We start from the raw sequence: 16,402 nt of genomic DNA on the forward strand, positions 1-16,402 counted from the left end.
GGGGGGGGGGGGCCCCGCCCCAACCCACAACCGTAGAGGAAAACGCCTCATGGCCAGCGTCACCTACCTGCGCTCCATCGCCAACAACACCCCCTACACCCTTACCCTGATCGACGGTGAAAACCGCAGCCAGAGCCTGGCCATCGGCGCCCAGCATGTCTGGAACGGCGCCCTTGCCGTGCCATGGGTCGGTAACGCCGATGAAAACCACAAGGCCTTGCGGTTGATCCTCGGCCCCGCCGCCGAAACCAGTGTGTGGGTATTCCAGGACTACTGGCAGCCGGCCCACAAGGATGCAATCAAGTGCATCAGCGCAGCCGCCATGGACTACTCGAGCAACGACATCATCGAAATCGCCGGCGACAACCGCAATGGCGGCAACAAGAACCTGATCGTCAGCCTGGTGAGCAGGCAGTTCCAGCTGTTCATGGCCTGACCGGCCGAACAAGGATTTCATCGAGCAAACGCAAATTGCTCTTATTCAATGATCCTGGGCCTGATAAGCTTGCACGCCGGTTTTTCGCTCAAGCCCAGGATCTTGCATGTCCTTGTCGCTGTTCCGTTGCGCCCCTTTGCTGCTGGCCTTTGCCCTTGCCGCCTGTGACGACGCCCCGCGTTTCACCCAGGCCGAGCCCGGCGAAGCGCTGTCGGGTGGCAAGACGACCGTACTGCGCAGTGACCGTAATGCCTACTCCATGCCCGCGGCCAACCTGTCCCGTGAGCGGCGCCTGGACTTTGCCGTGGGCAACAGCTTCTTCCGCAACCCTTGGGTCATCGCGCCGTCCACCACCACCGCACGCGACGGCCTGGGCCCGCTGTTCAACACCAACGCCTGCCAGAACTGCCACGTTCGCGACGGCCGCGGCCGCCCACCGGAGCCGGACGCCAGCAACGCGGTCGGCATGCTGGTGCGCCTGTCTATCCCCGACCAGCCCTACCTTGCCGAAGTGGTCGAGCGCCTGGGCGTAGTGCCAGAGCCGGTCTATGGCACCCAGTTGCAGGATATGGCGATCCCCGGGGTAGCCCCTGAGGGTAAAGTGCGGGTCACCTATACCACCAGCACCGTGACGTTCAAGGACGGCCATCAGGTTGAGCTGCGCAAGCCGACCTTGCAGATCACCCAGCTCGGCTACGGCGTGATGCACCCCGATACGCGGTTCTCCGCCCGGGTAGCCCCGCCCATGATCGGCCTCGGCCTGCTGGAGGCGATTCCCGAGGCCGACCTGCTGGCCAATGAAGATCCTGATGATCGCAACCGCAATGGCATCCGTGGGCGGGCCAACCGGGTGTGGGACGACGCCCAGGGCAAGACCGTGATCGGCCGCTTTGGCTGGAAGGCCGGCCAGCCCAACGTCAACCAGCAAAACGTGCATGCCTTCGCCGGTGACATGGGCCTGACCACTACCCTGCTGCCCCACGACGATTGCACGCCAACCCAGGTCGACTGCCTGGCGGCGCCCAACGGTGATGGCGCCGACGGTGAGAAGGAGGTCAGCGACAACATCCTGCGCCTGGTCACCTTCTATGCCCGTAACCTGGCCGTCCCAGCACGCCGTGACGTGGGTTCACCAGCGGTGCTGGCGGGCAAGAACCTGTTCTTCCAGGCGGGTTGCCAGGGGTGTCACACCCCGCAGTTCACCACCGCCGCCGACGCCGCCGAGCCTGAACTGGCCAACCAGGTGATCCGCCCCTACAGCGACCTGCTGTTGCATGACATGGGCCCGGGCCTGGCCGACGAGCGAACCGAGTTCGCCGCCAATGGCCAGGACTGGCGTACCCCGCCGTTGTGGGGCGTTGGCCTGAGCGAAACCGTCACCGGCCACAGCCAGTTCCTGCATGACGGGCGCGCCCGCAACCTGCTCGAGGCGGTGCTATGGCACGGCGGCGAAGCCCAGGCCGCCCGCGATTTCGTACTTGCTTTCGATGCCGACCAGCGCGCTGCGCTGCTGGCGTTTCTGAATTCTCTTTAAACGCGCATAGGAGCCGGGCATGTTCCGACCCAAACTGTTGTTCACCAGCCTCGCCGCAATCGCTCTGGGCGCCTGCTCCCCGCAGGACCCGCAGGCCGTCACCTCTGCTGCAATCGCCAAGCAGGTGATCCTGCCCACCTACAGCCGCTGGGTCGAAGCCGACCGTACCCTGGCTGCCAGTGCCCTGGCCTACTGCGAAGGCAAGGAAACACTGGAAAAGGCCCGGGCCGACTTCCTCGATGCGCAAAAGGCCTGGGCCGAGCTGCAGCCGCTGCTGGTCGGCCCACTGGCCGAGGGCAACCGTGCGTGGCAGGTACAGTTCTGGCCAGACAAGAAGAACCTGGTCGGCCGCCAGGTCGAGCAACTGGTCAACGGCGACAAGCCCGTCGACGCAGCCACCCTGGGCAAGGCCAGTGTGGTGGTGCGCGGCCTTTCGGCCTATGAATACATCCTGTTCGACAGCAAGCCGGATGTGGCCAATGCCGAACAGAAAGCCCGCTACTGCCCGTTGTTGGTTGCCATTGCCGAGCACCAGAAGGCGCTGGCCGAGGAAATCCTCAAAGGCTGGAACAGCACTGATGGCATGCTCTCGCAGATGACCAAGTTCCCCAACCAGCGCTATGCCGACTCCCACGAGGCCATCGCCGACCTGCTGCGTGCCCAGGTCACGGCCCTGGACACGCTCAAGAAGAAACTCGGCGCCCCCATGGGCCGGCAGAGCAAGGGCATCGCCCAGCCACTGCAGGCCGAGGCCTGGCGCAGCCACAACTCCATGAACAGCCTGCAAGCCAGCCTCAAGGCCGCCCAGGCTGTTTGGGTGGGGGTCGACAACCAAGGGTTGCGCGGGCTGCTGCCAAGCGACCAGAAAGCCCTGGCAGGCAAAATCGACGATGCCTACGCCACCTCGCTCAAGCTGCTGGCCGACAACCAGAAGACCCTGGGCGAGCTGCTGGCCGATGACGCAGGCCAGCAGGCCCTCAACCAGATCTACGATAGCCTGAACGTCGTCCACCGCCTGCACGAAGGCGAGCTGGCCAAGGCGTTGAACATTCAGCTGGGCTTCAATGCCAACGACGGTGACTGATCATGCTGCGACGCCAGGCCCTGAAACTCGGTAGCGTTCTGCTCAGCGCCCTGACCTTGGGCGGCTGGAGCCTTTCGCGCCATAAAGGTAGCGACCCCCTGCTGCTCTCGGCGCGTGATGATGGCGACGGCAAGCACTATGCCGTCGGGTTTCGCCTGGACGGCACCCAGGTGTTCAGCACCCAGGTGGCCCAGCGTTGCCATGCCATTATTCACCATCCCAAGCAGCCAGTTGCCTTGTTCGTTGCCCGGCGCCCTGGCACCGAAAGCTACCTGATCGACCTGCGCGATGGGCGCTTGCTGCAAACTGTGGCCTCTCAGCCCAACCGCCACTTCTATGGCCATGCCGTGGTGCACAAGGAGGGTGAATGGCTGTACGCCACCGAAAACGACACCACCGACCCAGGGCGTGGCGTGCTGGGTGTGTACCGCTTCGAAGGCGAGCGCCTGGTGCACACGGGTGAACTCAGCACCCATGGCATTGGCCCCCACGAGGTGGCCTGGCTACCGGACGGCGAGACCCTGGTGGTGGCCAACGGCGGCATTCGGACCGAGGCAGAAAGCCGGGTGGAGATGAACCTCGACGCCATGCAGCCGAGCCTGGTACTGATGCAGCGTGACGGTACCTTGCTGAGCAAGGAAACCTTGGCCCAGCAAATGAACAGCGTTCGCCACTTGGCGGTGGGCAGCGATGGCACCATTGCCGTCTGCCAGCAGTTCATGGGCGATGCCACTGAAACGGCCGAGTTGCTGGCGATCAAGCGCCCGGGCCAGCCATTCCAGGCTTTTCCGGTACCAGAGCGGCAACTGCAGGCCATGGCCCAGTACACCGCCAGCGTGGCCATCCACAGCGAACTGCGTCTGGTAGCGCTGACTGCGCCGCGGGCCAACCGCCTGTTCGTGTGGGACCTGGACAGCGGTGCGGTGCGCCTGGATGCCCCTATGCCGGATTGCGCAGGGGTCGGGGCGGTGGAGGACGGTTTCGTGGTGACTTCCGGGCAGGGACGCTGCCGCTTCTACGATTGCCGCAAGCCCGAGCCGCTGGCGCAGCCGATGAACCTGCCGTCGGGGTTCTGGGACAACCACCTGCACTTGGTCTAACAACGCCCTCACCCCCAAATGCCCCCTCGGCGGGGCAGGGTAAGTACAGGGCGCCGGCTCACCCAAACGGCCGCAACCCCTGGCGCATGCCGAACAGGAACAGCAACAGGTCGTGATCCGGCTGCACCCTCGCCTGCTGCGGCTTGATCAGCCGCGGCAATGCGCATTGCTCGGCCATCTCGGCCTTGCTGAACACCACAAGCTTTGGCTGCTCCCAGGCAGCCACTGCGATGGTGGTCACCGCCAGGCCCGCTACCAGGAACAAAGCTCGAGCTATTTCTAGTTTCATTGCTCTAACCCTTTGACAGCGCTGCCAAACGCCACTTGGTAAAAGTAGAGCAACGTCTGCCATTCTGCATCGTTCAGCGACGAGTGGCGGCGCAATTGGCGCAGGTCGTTGGCTGCTGCCCGTTGGCAGCTACCCCTTGCGTAATACATACACGCGCCACATCGCATAGAACGGCAGGAAGTCGAGACGCTCCTGAATCCGGAACCCGGCAGCCTCGAATTCTGCTTCTACTGTTTCAGCGGGTAACACAAAACGGTTCTGGTAGTTGTCCTGCGCGACTTCAGCGCTGCGACGACGCTCCAGTTTCTTGCGCCGCCAAGCCTTGAAATTACCATCAACCCAGAGTGAAACGATCACGCTGTCACGCGTAACACGTTGAAACTCCTTGAGAATGACCTTTCTGTGAGCTGCCTCGCCAATGTGGTGGAACAGCCGCATGCAAAAAATGCTGTCTACCGAGTTGTCGGGCAGGTCGATCGCGAATGCTGATGTCTGCAAAGGCCGTACCCGCGCGACCACTTCGGGGGGCTGTGCCGCACACGCGGTGTCGATCATCGCCTGGGAGTTATCCGCGCCAATGATGATTCGGTTGTTTTTTTCGGCCAGCAGCGGCCAGAAGCGCCCCGCCCCACAAGGTAAGTCCAGCACCAGGCCAGGCTCACCCGCCAGGGCCAGGGCACGGCGCGCCAGCTGCTCGTCGCGCTTGTGGGACAAGCGGCGGGCAAGGCCGTCCTGGTGCTTCAAGAAGTACGCGTGGGCGTGGATCTTGTCGTACTTCTGGGAAAACTCGAGGTTGATGGGGCTACGCATCGGGCATCTCCTGATTCCAATGCCGCGAGCTTAGGCAGCCAAGCGTAGGAATCAGGTCATGCCGGTGTGAAAATTATGTCGTAGACCAATACCTTTCTTACAGGTTATTACGAAAGTACATCAGGGTCGCCTTTCGCTACCGTGCTGCTGAGGTCAACGTGGAACCGGCAACCATGGGGCTGGGCCGAGGTCAGGGTCACGTGCCAGCCTTGGTCGTCGCAGATCCGCTGCACCAGCGACAGCCCCAGCCCCAGGCCCTCGCCACGCCGCTCGTCGCCACGCACGAATGGCTTGAACATTGCCTCGCGCTGCTCTTCCGGTATACCCACGCCGCTGTCTTCAACGGTGAACCCGCTGGCTTCGAGGGTAAGCCGAATGTAGCCGCCGTCGGTGTAGTGCGCCGCATTACGCAACAGGTTGCCCATCACCGATTGCAGGAAGGTGGCGTTATACAGCACCGGGCCGGCACTGCTGCGGCCTTCGTAGTGCAGGGTCAGGCCCTTCTGCTCGATGGTGTCGCGCCATACCCCGATCAGCTCGTCACCCACTTCGCGCAGGGTCGCCCTGGATGCCACCGCGCCTTCGTCGCGCTGGGCACGGGCCAGCATCAGGAAGGTCTTGACCAGTTCGCGCATTTCTTCGGTGGCCCGTGCCACGCGCTCGACCTGGCTGCGTGAGCGGGCATCCAGCGCCGGGTTCTCCATCAGCAGTTCGCACGAGGTTGCCAGCACCATCAGGGGGGTACGCAACTCATGGCTGACGTCACTGGTAAACAGCCGTTCACGGGTCAGCGCATCGCGCAGGCGGCCCAGGGTGTCATCGAATGCCACCGCCAGTTGGCCCACCTCGTCGGCGGCGTAGTCTGGCGCCAGCGGCGGTGCCAACCCCAGCAACTGGTCCCGGTGGCGTACCTGGCGGGCCAGGCGGATCACGGGCGCCATCACCCGACGGGCCAGCAACCAGCCCAGTATCACCGCAAGCACGAGGCTGAGCACGAAGCCCACCACCACCACCGCGAACAGCACCCGCTCGCGCTCCTCGAAGTCGCTCTGGTCCTGCAAAAGCACGTAGCGGCGGCCGTCGACGATCTCGACCATGGCGTGATAGGACAACTGGTCGCGAAACACCTCGTGGAAACCACGGTCCAGGTGGCGCAGGTCCTTGGGCAGCTCGAAGTCGTCACGCCCGCCGCTGAAATAGAAAAGCTGGTCAGGCCTGGGCCGGTGGCTCCAGTCACTGACACTGTCCATGCGCAGCAGGCGCTGCAGGTCGCCCCCCAGCACCGAGGAAATCAGCCGCTCCTCCACCAGGTGCACGGTGGAGACGATACCGAAGGCGAACGCCCCGGCCACCAGCGCGCTCATCAGCGCGAAGGCGATGATGATGCGTTGGGCAAGGCTTTGCTTAAACTCCATCGCGGCCCTCGGCGAGGCGATAGCCGACGCCATGGACGGTATGCAACAGAGGTTTCTCGAAAGGCTTGTCGATCACCTGGCGCAGCTGGTGCACGTGGCTGCGCAGGCTGTCGCTGTCGGGGCAATCGTCCCCCCACAGGGCTTCTTCCAGCACCTCGCGGCGCAGCACATGGGGGCTTTTCTGCATGAGTACAGCGAGCAGTTTCAGGCCCACCGGGTTGAGCTTCAGCAAGCGGCCCTGGCGGCTGACTTCGAGGGTATCCAGGTCGTAGCTCAGGTCTGCCACCTGCAAGGTACGGCGCCCGCCACCTTGGGCCCGACGCAGCACGGCCTCGATGCGCGCCGACAATTCTGACAGCGCGAAAGGCTTGAGCAGATAGTCGTCAGCACCGGAGCGGAAGCCTTGCAGGCGGTCGTCCAGCTGGTCGCGGGCCGTGAGCATGATGACCGGCGTGTCGCGGCGGGCATCCTCACGCAGACGCTTGCACAGGGTATAGCCATCAATGCCAGGCAGCATGATGTCGAGCACGATCAGGTCATAGTGCTCGGTGGCGGCCAGGTGCAGGCCGGACAGCCCATCCTGGGCGCAGTCGACGGTGTAGCCCTTCATGCCCAGGTAATCGGCAAGGTTGGCCAGGATATCGCGGTTGTCTTCAACCAAAAGGATGCGCATTGGGGTCTCCTGTGCGGCGCTTCTCGCTGTGGTGCGCGGCAGGCGCAGCTTACGGCCTCTGTTGCGGCGGTGCCACCCCCGGCGCACATTCAGGCTGCTTGACGGTTTTTTCACCGATCCTTCACGAACGCAGGATAGCGGACAGCAGACAATGCGCGACCTTCTCGCGCCCTGGAGCCGCCATGCAGCAAGCAACCGTACCCCGTCCCATCAATTTCTGGCTGTACCTGGGCATCCCGGTGGCCACCGCACTGGGGCTGATCCTGCTCGAACTGACGTCAGTGGACATGGACCTGGCCACGTTGTTTTTCGACAACGCCTCGGGCCAGTTCATCGGCCGCCACAGCTACCTGCTGGAGAACATCCTGCATGACCGGGTAAAGCAGGGCGTCATGGTGATGGGGATAATGGCACTGGTTGTGTTCACTGCCAGCTTCTTCATCAAGCGGCTGTTCGGCTGGCGGCGTGAGCTCGGTTGCCTGGTGCTGGCCCTGGGGCTTTCCACCGCATTCGTCACACCGCTTAAAAAGATCACCCAGGTGCAGTGCCCGTGGAGCCTCACGCAATTCGGCGGCACGGAAACCTACAGCAAACTGCTGGAACCCCGCCCTGCCACCGACAAGCCGGGGCTGTGCTGGCCAGGCGGTCACGCCACGACCGGCTTCTGCCTGTTCGCCCTGTTCTTCGCCTTGCGTGACCGCAAACCGCGCTTGGCACGGGCGGCACTAGCGGTAGCGTTCGTGGCGGGGTCGGTGCTGTCCCTCGGGCGAATGATGCAGGGCGCGCACTTTCTCTCACACAACCTGTGGACCGCCGTATTCTGCTGGCTGATCGGCCTGGGGTCGTACTACCTGATTCTCTACCGCCACCGGCCCGTCAACGTACCAGCCATTGGGCGCGGCGCGGCGTAAGCCCACCTTTGAACGCGCAAAAAAATGCCCCGGCTCTCGCGAGCCGGGGCATTGGGTGCCGCTGGGGGTAAGGCTGGCTTACATCATGCCGCCCATGCCACCCATGCCGCCCATGTCAGGCATGCCGCCAGCTGCCGGCTTGTCTTCCGGCAGGTCTGCAACCATGGCTTCGGTGGTGATCATCAGACCGCCGATCGAAGCAGCTGCTTGCAGGGCCGAACGGGTGACCTTGGCTGGGTCCAGGATGCCCATCTCGATCATGTCGCCGTATTCGCCGGTAGCCGCGTTGTAGCCGTAGTTACCCGAACCTTGCTTGACCTTGTCAGCCACAACGCTTGGCTCGTCGCCGGCGTTGGCAGTGATCTGACGCAGCGGCGATTCGACAGCGCGACGCAGCAGGGCGATACCGACGTTCTGGTCTTCGTTGTCGCCTTTCAGGTCAACGATGGCAGCCAGGGCGCGCACCAGGGCAACGCCACCGCCAGGTACCACGCCTTCTTCAACGGCTGCACGGGTAGCGTGCAGGGCGTCTTCAACGCGGGCTTTCTTCTCTTTCATTTCAACTTCGGTGCCGGCACCGACCTTGATCACGGCAACACCGCCGGCCAGCTTGGCCAGGCGCTCTTGCAGCTTCTCACGGTCGTAGTCCGAGGAAGTCTCTTCGATCTGAGCACGGATCTGCTTGACGCGTGCTTCGATCTCGCCGTCGGCGCCAGCGCCGTCGATGATGGTGGTGTTTTCCTTGGACAGGATCACGCGCTTGGCGTTACCCAGGTGCTCCAGGGTAGCGGTTTCCAGGGACAGGCCGATTTCTTCGGAAATAACCTGGCCGCCGGTCAGCACAGCGATGTCCTGCAGCATGGCCTTGCGGCGGTCGCCGAAGCCAGGTGCCTTCACCGCAGCTACCTTGACGATGCCACGCATGTTGTTGACGACCAGGGTCGCCAGCGCTTCGCCTTCAACATCTTCGGCAACGATCAGCAGTGGGCGACCGGCCTTGGCAACGGCTTCCAGAACAGGCAGCAGCTCGCGGATGTTGGAGATTTTCTTGTCGACCAGCAGCAGCAGCGGGCTTTCCAGCTCGGCAACCATGGTGTCTGGCTTGTTGATGAAGTACGGCGACAGGTAGCCGCGGTCAAACTGCATGCCTTCTACTACAGACAGTTCGTTTTCCAGGCCCGAGCCTTCTTCAACGGTGATAACGCCTTCCTTGCCGACTTTTTCCATGGCTTCGGCGATGATCTCACCGATGGAGCTGTCGGAGTTGGCGGAGATGGTACCTACCTGAGCGATGGCCTTGGAGTCGGCGCAAGGCTTGGACAGGTTTTTCAGCTCGGCAACGATGGCAGCAGTGGCCTTGTCGATACCGCGCTTGAGGTCCATCGGGTTCATGCCGGCAGCGACGGCTTTCAGGCCTTCGTTGACGATCGACTGGGCCAGAACGGTGGCGGTGGTGGTGCCGTCACCGGCAGCATCGTTGGCCTTGGAAGCGACTTCCTTGACCAGCTGGGCGCCCATGTTCTCGAAGGCGTCTTTCAGCTCGATTTCTTTGGCAACGGAAACGCCGTCCTTGGTGATGGTCGGCGCACCGAAGCTCTTGGCCAGTACCACGTTACGGCCTTTCGGGCCGAGGGTCGCTTTTACCGCGTCAGCCAGAACGTTGACACCCACCAGCATTTTCTTGCGAGCGGAATCACCGAATTTTACGTCTTTAGCAGCCATGATCGTTTAATCCTTGAAAATCTTTGGAGTAACGGGAAGTCGGGGGAAATCAGCCTTCGACAACGGCCAGGATTTCGTTTTCGGCCATGACCAGCAGGTCTTCGCCGTCGACTTTCACGGTGTTGCTACCCGAGTACGGGCCGAAAACCACTTTGTCACCCACTTTGACGGCCAGCGCACGTACTTCGCCGTTGTCCAGGACGCGGCCGGTGCCGACAGCGACGACTTCGCCGCGGTTGGGTTTTTCAGCGGCCGAACCCGGCAGGACGATACCGCCAGCGGTTTTCGATTCTTCTTCGCTGCGACGGATGACGACGCGGTCATGCAGAGGACGAAGCTTCATTGTCGATCTCTCCCAAATTGTGGTTTTCATCGGCCGGTGTCGACACCGGCGGGTTGATGCTGTCCGGCGTTGCCGGAAGGCTGCTCGCCCGGGGCGAACCGCCTGAGTAATGTCTGGTGTTGCCACCAGAAACCTTGCGGTGTCCACTACATGAGGTCGGCCAATTCGATTACAAGGCTTGGGTTGGAAATTTTTTTACCGGAGGCGGTACAAGGCAGGTTCAAACATGGGGCTGCTGCGCAGCCCCTTCACAGCGGTGTCACTGGGGCAGGTTATTTATCGCGGCGCTCATACTCGCCCTCGATCACGTTCGGCCGATGGCCGCCGTCACGGGGGGGCTGGGCCTGGAACGGATCGTCCTGAAAGGCTCGCTGGCGCATGGCCTGGGCCTCGGCGCGTTCGCGCATCTTGCGCGCCGCCAGGTGACGGGTGAACGGCAGCAGGCACAGCAGGCCGAGCACGTCGCTGATAAAACCGGGAATGAGCAGCAGGCCACCGCCCACCGCCAGCATCATGCCCTGGAACATGTCCTCGGCTGGCAACTCGCCACGCTGTAGGCTCTCACGGGCACGCAACGCCGTGGCCAAGCCGGCCACGCGCATCACCAGTACGCCCAGGGCGGAGCCGGCGATGATCAGCAGCAAGGCCGGGAAAAAGCCGATGGCAGCGCTGACTTTCACGAAAACGAACAGCTCCAGCACCGGGAACAGAAGCAGCAGCAATAGAAAAACACGCATCAAAGCATTCCTCGTCGGAAGACACCCTTCCAGTAAGACCAACAGATGGATGCGTGTGCTCCGTTTTTCAAGCAGGCGCACCGCCGGCGATTGGCCATTGGTCGGCGCGAGCCAGCAAAACCAAGGCCTCGCGCACTTGTGTCGGCGTATTGCAAATACTCGGGAAAGGCAGCCAGTGAACCGCCTGGCCGATGCGCAAGTGCATGCCTTCGCTGTCCACACCGGCCATGCAGGCCGGGGCATCGTTGGGCAAACCGGTAAGCTGCACGTAATGCGCAAGGGCGTTGGCATGGTCACTGTTCATGTGCGCGACCATGCCCGCCTCCGCCTGGCCGGCAAACGGGTTGGCCAGGGTCACCTGGTCGAGCCAGTGGATGGCGCCGAAGCCGCCGATATAGCGGTGCCGTACTGGCACCAGGGTCCAGAAGTCGAAGTCATGGGCGCTGTGGTAATCGGCCGCATCCGGGAAGTAGCGGTAGTAGCGCTGTGCAGCGGCGTCGATAGCAGCCTGGTCGAGCAGCTTGTGGGCCTGGGCCATTACCGTCAGGCGCCCAACCGCCTGCACGTCTTGCGCCTCCCGCTCACCCACCAGCAACGAGCACTTGGGGTCTTTCTGCAAGTTGTGGGTGTGCTGCGCGATGCGGCTGATCAGAATCAGGGGGTTGCCCTGGGCGTCCAGGCAATAGGGCACCACCGAACCGAAGGGGTAACCGGGCATCGACTTGGAATGGGTCGACAACACGCCACGGTATTCCTTGAGCAGCAATTCCCGGGCGGGACGGATGGCATTCTGACTCACGGCGAACTCCTCAGGGTTGGAGCCTTACACGCTACAAGCTTCGGGCAGCAAGAAAAAGGGGCCATCGCATGGCCCCTTACCTTCAGGTCTGCAGCGTACGGCGCTTTACCAGGTAACGCCGAAGCCTGCGGTGTAGCGGGTCTTGTCCAGGTCGCTGTCGCGGGTGCCGGTGATGATGTCTTTTTCAGCCTTGAGGTTGAGCGATGCCCATTCGGTAACCTTGTAGCGCAGGCCCATCTCGGCATCCAGCGAGTAGTCGGCCACGTTGCCCAGGGGTTTGGCCAGCTCGCCATTGGTGAAGAACTGCACCCGCTTGCCGATCAGATAGCGGGTGTAGTCCCACTTCACGGCAGCGGAATAGAAGTTGTCCTTGCCACCGTCCTGGTACTCGTAATCGGTGCGGTTGAGCAGCGAGCCCAGCGAGAAGGCACCCAGTTCGTCGTCCCAGAACTGGTAACCCGGACCGGTACCAACGGTGCGCTGACGGGCCAGGTCTTCGATATGGTCGCGCTTGTATTCAAGGCGTCCCTGCCAGAACCATTTCTCTGTCAGGAAACGGTCCAGCGCGTATTCAGCGCTCCAGTTGTCCGTGGTGGTAACGTCGTCCTTGGTCTCACGGTTGTATTCACCTTCGGCAGTATGCCGCCAGCGACCGTGGCGGGCGGTGGTCTTGAAACCGACGTCGTAATCGTCGGTGTCTTTCTCGGCGCGCTTGTAATCCAGCGCGACGTCGACGTTACCCTTCCAGACCAGGTCCTCGACCACCGGCTTGGGCTTCATGATCTGCTCGATACTGGCAAGCTCCACCGTTTTCGGGGCCTCGCCATTGGCCAAGGTCACCTTGCCAGGCTCGGCGGCCTTGAGTGACTTGGCCTTCTCGCCGGTGTAGGCGTCCTGTTTGACCAGCAGTTCCTGGTCGCTTTCCAGGGTCTTCACTTGCTTCCAATCAAGGGCGATGGCGCCGCCGTAAGGCGTTTCGAGCAGCAACTTGCCGCCATCGAAGACTTTGATCTTGCCGCTCAAGCGGTCACCGTTCTTCATCCAGACGGTATCGGCCAACGCGGGCGAGGCGCAAAGTGAGGCGGCGAGCAAGGGCAACAGGGATCTAAGAGACATAAGCGGGCTACGGGTTCGATTTGGCGAGAAAAGCCGGGCATTATCCAGATACCGCCGGCCGGAGCAAGGACAGACCCGACGCTTGCCATTGAGTTCCACTCTCATTTGTAATGCCGCCGGTCCGGTTTCATCTACAGCCCAGAGAAGGCGCGATGTCTGATAGCCCTGCACTTATGACTGAAACTGCAGAACACCGACGAACGGCACTCTATTCAGTGCTGGGCCAAGTGCCACCGGGCAAGGTGGTGAGCTACGGCCAATTGGCCGAGCTGGCTGGCCTGGGGCGCGCGGCGCGATGGGTGGGCCGCACGCTGTCGCAGCTGCCCCAGGGCACACGCCTGCCCTGGCATCGTGTACTGGGCGCAGGCGGGCGCCTTAGCCTGGCGTCCGGTACGCCTTCGGGGGATGAACAGCGGGCCAGGCTGCGTGCCGAGGGCGTGAATGTGGCCAACAATCGTGTGGATATGACGCGCCATGGCTGGCGCCCGATGGAGCACAGCGGTTAGAGTGCGCGCTTTGTTCTGGAAAACTTGAGGCAGATGTTGGTCCATGCCCCGTAAAACCTGGCGCGCTGCGCTCGCTGCCTATGCCAGCCCGTCAACCCTGGTGCTTTTGCTGCTCGGCTTTGCCGCCGGCCTGCCTTACATGCTGGTTTTCTCAACTCTTTCGGTATGGCTGCGCGAAGCGGGCGTGGCCCGGGAGACCATTGGTTATGCCAGCCTGATCGGCCTGGCCTACGCCTTCAAATGGGTGTGGTCGCCCTTGCTCGACCAATGGCGCCTGCCACTGCTCGGTGGCCTGGGCCGCCGTCGCTCATGGTTGCTGCTGTCACAGATACTGGTGGTGATCGGGCTGGTTGGCATGAGCTTGTGCGACCCACAGCAGCACCTGTCGTGGCTGATCGCGCTGGCGGTGCTGGTGGCATTTGCGTCTGCCACCCAGGACATTGCCGTGGATGCCTATCGCCTGGAAATCGCCGATGACCAACGCCAGGCAGCCCTGGCGGCCAGCTACATGGCCGGCTACCGCGTAGCGGCCTTGCTTGCCACGGCCGGTGCCCTGTTTTTTGCCGAATGGTTCGGCTCCACCGGGTTCAGCTACCTGCACAAAGCCTGGGCCGGTACCTACGTGATGTTTGCAGTGATGATGCTGCCGGCCCTGTTCACCACCCTGGTCATGCGTGAGCCGCCTGTGCCCATGCGTACCCAACTGTCGGCGGCGCGCTACGGCCTGGCTCACCAGCTGGCATCGGTGTTCGTACTGATCATCCTGCTGGTGTCGGTGCCGGCCAGCTTCACGCAGATGTTCAACACCGGCTGGTCAAGCGTGATCTCGGGCGAAACCAGCCCGCTCGACCTGCTGCTTGAAGACCGGGCATTCCTGCGCCTGATCCTGTACGTGCTGCTGAGCTGGGCCTGCCTGTCGAGCCTGGGGCGTCGAGGCCTTGCGCCTGTGCTCACCCCGGTCAACGACTTCATCACCCGCTACCGCTGGCAGGCACTGCTGCTGTTGGGGCTGATCGCCACGTACCGCATGTCGGACACGGTCATGGGTGTGATGGCCAACGTGTTCTACATCGACATGGGCTTCACCAAGGACCAGATCGCGAGCGTCAGCAAGATCTTCGGCCTGATCATGACGCTGGTGGGCGCGGGTGTTGGCGGGCTACTGATCGTGCGTTTCGGCATCATGCCGATCCTGTTCATCGGAGGCGTGGCCTCGGCGGCGACCAACATCCTGTTCGTGATGCTGGCAGACATGGGCCCCAACCTCGAAATGCTGGTGGTGACCATTTCGCTGGACAACTTCAGTTCCGGCATGGCCACATCGGCCTTCGTCGCCTACCTGTCCAGCCTGACCAACCTGAAATTCTCCGCCACGCAGTACGCGCTGCTCAGCTCGATCATGCTGCTGTTGCCGCGGTTGATCGGGGGTTATTCAGGGGTGATGGTGGAGAAGTTCGGCTACCACGACTTCTTCCTGATCACCGCACTGCTGGGGGTACCCACCCTGATCCTGATCGCCCTGCAGTGGCGTCAGGACAGTGCCCGCGGTAAACAGCCAGCCGAGCAGTGAGGGCATGCAGATGCCCGCCTTGAGGGTTTTTCGCCTGTGAGATCGGGTGGTTTCAATCGCGCCCGATCACCCACCAGAGCGGCCACAGTGCCAGCCCCCCTGCTATGCCGGCCGCCACGGCAAAATGCAGCAGGCTGGCACCCGCTCCGATCATTGCCAACACAGCGCCACCCAGCCCCAGCAAGGCAATGGTGATCATGCCCAGCATGGCCGATACCAGCCCCTTGCTCTGCACGCTGGAAAACAACGTCATGCGGTACAGCACCGCGTTCGCCACGCCCAACCCCAGGGCATACAACGACATCCCCGCCACCACGCTCGGCACGCTCGGCCAGTACCAGGTCGCCAGCACCATCAGGCCCAACCCCGCCAGGTACGGCCATAGCGCCCCGCGCACCAGCGCAGGCAACGGGTAGCGATCGGCAATGTGGTTGATGATCAGGTTGCCTGCAATCAGCCCACCGAACACCGGTAGCTGCCACAGCGCATAGGCCAGGGTGCTCAGCCCTTCGTCATGAATCAGCAGCACCGGGGACAGCCCGATCCAGCCGATCAGCGGCAGGCCGACCAAGCCCAGTGCAGCACTGCCGGCGACAAAGCGGCGGTTGGCCAGCAACTGGCCATAGCCTGCTAGAAGCGGCAACAGGTGAATGGGGGTAAACGCCAATCGCGAGCCGTCGCGGCGCTCCACGCCGAGGGTTTCCGGCATCAGGCGATACAGCAGCAACCACGCCACCACCGCACCGACGGCGAATGCCACGAACAGCCAGCGCCAGTCCAGCCACTGCAACATCAGCGTGCCCACCAGAGGCCCAAGCAGCGGTGACAGCAAGGCGATATTGGCCAGCAAGGCCATCATGCGCACCGCATCCGCCTCACTGAAAGCCTCGTTCAGCGCGGGGTAACTGACCGTCACCACAAAGCCAAGGCCAATGCCCTGCAGCAACCGCAGCAGGTTGAACAGGCCGATGTCATACACCCAGAACGTACCCAGGCAGGCCAGGCCAAAGAATGCACAGCCAGCCAGCAGCAACGGCCTGCGCCCATAGCGGTCGGCCAGCGGGCCGATCAGCCATTGCAGCACCACCCCACCCAGCAGATACAGGTTGAGGGCGTGGGGGATGTATTCAGGGCTGGCGTTCAGTTCGCCCACCACCACCGGCATGGCCGGCATCACGGCGTCACTGGCCAAGTACGTCAACAACTCGAACAGGGCCAGCGTCAGGCCGAACAAAAGGGCACGCAGGGGGGTTATATAGAGCAGTGGCTTCATGATGGCGCATCAGGTAGGCAGCAAGGGTCAGGCTATATGCCAGAAATACCCGTATGTTGCTGTGAACAAGTGTAAAAGGATGGG

At 62.7% G+C, this 16,402-nt stretch carries 17 protein-coding genes and 1 pseudogene; 7 read left to right on the top strand and 11 right to left on the bottom strand.

Annotation, left to right across the window (positions count from 1 at the left end; genetic code table 11):
* Nucleotides 1-49 precede the first annotated feature (49 nt).
* From IAE36_RS20680 to IAE36_RS20695, 4 genes are all read left to right on the top strand, one after another.
* On the top strand, nucleotides 50-436 hold the full coding sequence (locus IAE36_RS20680) for a hypothetical protein (protein WP_201214351.1): 387 nt from the start codon (nucleotides 50-52) through the stop codon (nucleotides 434-436).
* Nucleotides 437-542: 106 nt separating this feature from the next.
* Nucleotides 543-1,970, top strand: a complete 1,428-nt coding sequence (locus IAE36_RS20685) for a di-heme oxidoreductase family protein (RefSeq protein WP_201214354.1) — start codon at nucleotides 543-545, stop codon at nucleotides 1,968-1,970.
* Nucleotides 1,971-1,989: 19 nt separating this feature from the next.
* Complete coding sequence (locus IAE36_RS20690) at nucleotides 1,990-3,054, top strand: imelysin family protein (protein WP_028635155.1); 1,065 nt, start codon at nucleotides 1,990-1,992, stop codon at nucleotides 3,052-3,054.
* Nucleotides 3,055-3,056: 2 nt separating this feature from the next.
* Entirely contained in the window at nucleotides 3,057-4,154 is a 1,098-nt protein-coding gene (locus IAE36_RS20695) for a DUF1513 domain-containing protein (RefSeq protein WP_201214357.1), read from the top strand.
* A gap of 58 nt (nucleotides 4,155-4,212) precedes the next feature.
* On the opposite strand, the gene IAE36_RS20700 is transcribed toward IAE36_RS20695, so the two are convergent.
* From IAE36_RS20700 to colR, 5 genes and pseudogenes are all read right to left on the bottom strand, one after another.
* Nucleotides 4,213-4,443, bottom strand: coding sequence for a hypothetical protein (locus IAE36_RS20700; RefSeq protein ID WP_201214360.1), 231 nt, complete (start codon nucleotides 4,441-4,443; stop codon nucleotides 4,213-4,215).
* Nucleotides 4,440-4,580 (bottom strand): annotated as a pseudogene (locus IAE36_RS20705) (lipopolysaccharide kinase InaA family protein); the annotation flags it as partial. The gene IAE36_RS20700 and the pseudogene IAE36_RS20705, both read right to left, overlap by 4 nt.
* Entirely contained in the window at nucleotides 4,573-5,253 is a 681-nt protein-coding gene (locus IAE36_RS20710; RefSeq protein ID WP_201214363.1) for a class I SAM-dependent methyltransferase, read from the bottom strand. The gene IAE36_RS20710 and the pseudogene IAE36_RS20705, both read right to left, overlap by 8 nt.
* A 107-nt stretch (nucleotides 5,254-5,360) precedes the next feature.
* Nucleotides 5,361-6,668: a sensor histidine kinase gene (locus IAE36_RS20715; RefSeq protein WP_028635159.1), complete on the bottom strand. Its 1,308-nt coding sequence runs from the start codon at nucleotides 6,666-6,668 to the stop codon at nucleotides 5,361-5,363.
* Entirely contained in the window at nucleotides 6,658-7,341 is a 684-nt protein-coding gene (gene colR / locus IAE36_RS20720; RefSeq protein WP_023534349.1) for a two-component system response regulator ColR, read from the bottom strand. Before colR ends, IAE36_RS20715 begins: the two co-directional genes overlap by 11 nt.
* 182 nt (nucleotides 7,342-7,523) lie before the next feature.
* Between colR and IAE36_RS20725 the strand changes: the two genes are divergently transcribed.
* Nucleotides 7,524-8,252 (top strand): phosphatase PAP2 family protein, encoded by a 729-nt coding sequence (locus tag IAE36_RS20725; RefSeq protein WP_201214379.1) that lies wholly within the window; start codon nucleotides 7,524-7,526, stop codon nucleotides 8,250-8,252.
* 78 nt (nucleotides 8,253-8,330) lie between these two features.
* Here IAE36_RS20725 and groL read toward each other — a convergent pair whose 3' ends face one another.
* From groL to IAE36_RS20750, 5 genes are all read right to left on the bottom strand, one after another.
* Nucleotides 8,331-9,974 carry a chaperonin GroEL gene (gene groL, locus IAE36_RS20730; RefSeq protein WP_028635161.1) on the bottom strand — a complete coding sequence of 548 codons (1,644 nt, stop codon included), beginning with the start codon at nucleotides 9,972-9,974 and terminating at the stop codon, nucleotides 8,331-8,333.
* A 49-nt stretch (nucleotides 9,975-10,023) separates the two neighbouring features.
* On the bottom strand, nucleotides 10,024-10,317 hold the full coding sequence (locus IAE36_RS20735; protein ID WP_003251905.1) for a co-chaperone GroES: 294 nt from the start codon (nucleotides 10,315-10,317) through the stop codon (nucleotides 10,024-10,026).
* 272 nt (nucleotides 10,318-10,589) lie between these two features.
* Entirely contained in the window at nucleotides 10,590-11,054 is a 465-nt protein-coding gene (locus tag IAE36_RS20740) for an FxsA family protein (protein ID WP_028635162.1), read from the bottom strand.
* 67 nt (nucleotides 11,055-11,121) lie between these two features.
* Complete coding sequence (locus IAE36_RS20745; protein ID WP_201214381.1) at nucleotides 11,122-11,853, bottom strand: HugZ family pyridoxamine 5'-phosphate oxidase; 732 nt, start codon at nucleotides 11,851-11,853, stop codon at nucleotides 11,122-11,124.
* A 105-nt stretch (nucleotides 11,854-11,958) separates the two neighbouring features.
* Complete coding sequence (locus IAE36_RS20750; RefSeq protein WP_060482493.1) at nucleotides 11,959-12,969, bottom strand: DUF481 domain-containing protein; 1,011 nt, start codon at nucleotides 12,967-12,969, stop codon at nucleotides 11,959-11,961.
* A gap of 152 nt (nucleotides 12,970-13,121) precedes the next feature.
* Between IAE36_RS20750 and IAE36_RS20755 the strand changes: the two genes are divergently transcribed.
* Nucleotides 13,122-13,475, top strand: coding sequence for an MGMT family protein (locus IAE36_RS20755; RefSeq protein WP_201214383.1), 354 nt, complete (start codon nucleotides 13,122-13,124; stop codon nucleotides 13,473-13,475).
* A 43-nt stretch (nucleotides 13,476-13,518) separates the two neighbouring features.
* On the top strand, nucleotides 13,519-15,045 hold the full coding sequence (locus IAE36_RS20760; protein ID WP_060482494.1) for an AmpG family muropeptide MFS transporter: 1,527 nt from the start codon (nucleotides 13,519-13,521) through the stop codon (nucleotides 15,043-15,045).
* A 52-nt stretch (nucleotides 15,046-15,097) separates the two neighbouring features.
* Here IAE36_RS20760 and IAE36_RS20765 read toward each other — a convergent pair whose 3' ends face one another.
* The gene (locus tag IAE36_RS20765) at nucleotides 15,098-16,318 is read right to left on the bottom strand and encodes an MFS transporter (RefSeq protein ID WP_201214385.1); all 1,221 of its coding nucleotides are present in this window, start codon (nucleotides 16,316-16,318) and stop codon (nucleotides 15,098-15,100) included.
* Nucleotides 16,319-16,402: the final 84 nt, after the last annotated feature.

The sequence above is a fragment of the Pseudomonas sp. S36 genome (assembly GCF_016647875.1).
Taxonomy (GTDB): domain Bacteria; phylum Pseudomonadota; class Gammaproteobacteria; order Pseudomonadales; family Pseudomonadaceae; genus Aquipseudomonas; species Aquipseudomonas parafulva.

Excerpts from the sequence above, each read along its gene's own strand:
- IAE36_RS20680 (WP_201214351.1), top strand. The coding sequence starts at position 50 with ATGGCCAGCGTCACCTACCTGCGCTCCATCGCCAACAACACCCCCTAC.
- IAE36_RS20685 (WP_201214354.1), top strand. The coding sequence starts at position 543 with ATGTCCTTGTCGCTGTTCCGTTGCGCCCCTTTGCTGCTGGCCTTTGCC.
- IAE36_RS20690 (WP_028635155.1), top strand. The coding sequence starts at position 1,990 with ATGTTCCGACCCAAACTGTTGTTCACCAGCCTCGCCGCAATCGCTCTG.
- IAE36_RS20695 (WP_201214357.1), top strand. The coding sequence starts at position 3,057 with ATGCTGCGACGCCAGGCCCTGAAACTCGGTAGCGTTCTGCTCAGCGCC.
- IAE36_RS20700 (WP_201214360.1), bottom strand. The coding sequence starts at position 4,443 with ATGAAACTAGAAATAGCTCGAGCTTTGTTCCTGGTAGCGGGCCTGGCG.
- IAE36_RS20710 (WP_201214363.1), bottom strand. The coding sequence starts at position 5,253 with ATGCGTAGCCCCATCAACCTCGAGTTTTCCCAGAAGTACGACAAGATC.
- IAE36_RS20715 (WP_028635159.1), bottom strand. The coding sequence starts at position 6,668 with ATGGAGTTTAAGCAAAGCCTTGCCCAACGCATCATCATCGCCTTCGCG.
- colR (WP_023534349.1), bottom strand. The coding sequence starts at position 7,341 with ATGCGCATCCTTTTGGTTGAAGACAACCGCGATATCCTGGCCAACCTT.
- IAE36_RS20725 (WP_201214379.1), top strand. The coding sequence starts at position 7,524 with ATGCAGCAAGCAACCGTACCCCGTCCCATCAATTTCTGGCTGTACCTG.
- groL (WP_028635161.1), bottom strand. The coding sequence starts at position 9,974 with ATGGCTGCTAAAGACGTAAAATTCGGTGATTCCGCTCGCAAGAAAATG.
- IAE36_RS20735 (WP_003251905.1), bottom strand. The coding sequence starts at position 10,317 with ATGAAGCTTCGTCCTCTGCATGACCGCGTCGTCATCCGTCGCAGCGAA.
- IAE36_RS20740 (WP_028635162.1), bottom strand. The coding sequence starts at position 11,054 with ATGCGTGTTTTTCTATTGCTGCTGCTTCTGTTCCCGGTGCTGGAGCTG.
- IAE36_RS20750 (WP_060482493.1), bottom strand. The coding sequence starts at position 12,969 with ATGTCTCTTAGATCCCTGTTGCCCTTGCTCGCCGCCTCACTTTGCGCC.
- IAE36_RS20755 (WP_201214383.1), top strand. The coding sequence starts at position 13,122 with ATGTCTGATAGCCCTGCACTTATGACTGAAACTGCAGAACACCGACGA.
- IAE36_RS20760 (WP_060482494.1), top strand. The coding sequence starts at position 13,519 with ATGCCCCGTAAAACCTGGCGCGCTGCGCTCGCTGCCTATGCCAGCCCG.
- IAE36_RS20765 (WP_201214385.1), bottom strand. The coding sequence starts at position 16,318 with ATGAAGCCACTGCTCTATATAACCCCCCTGCGTGCCCTTTTGTTCGGC.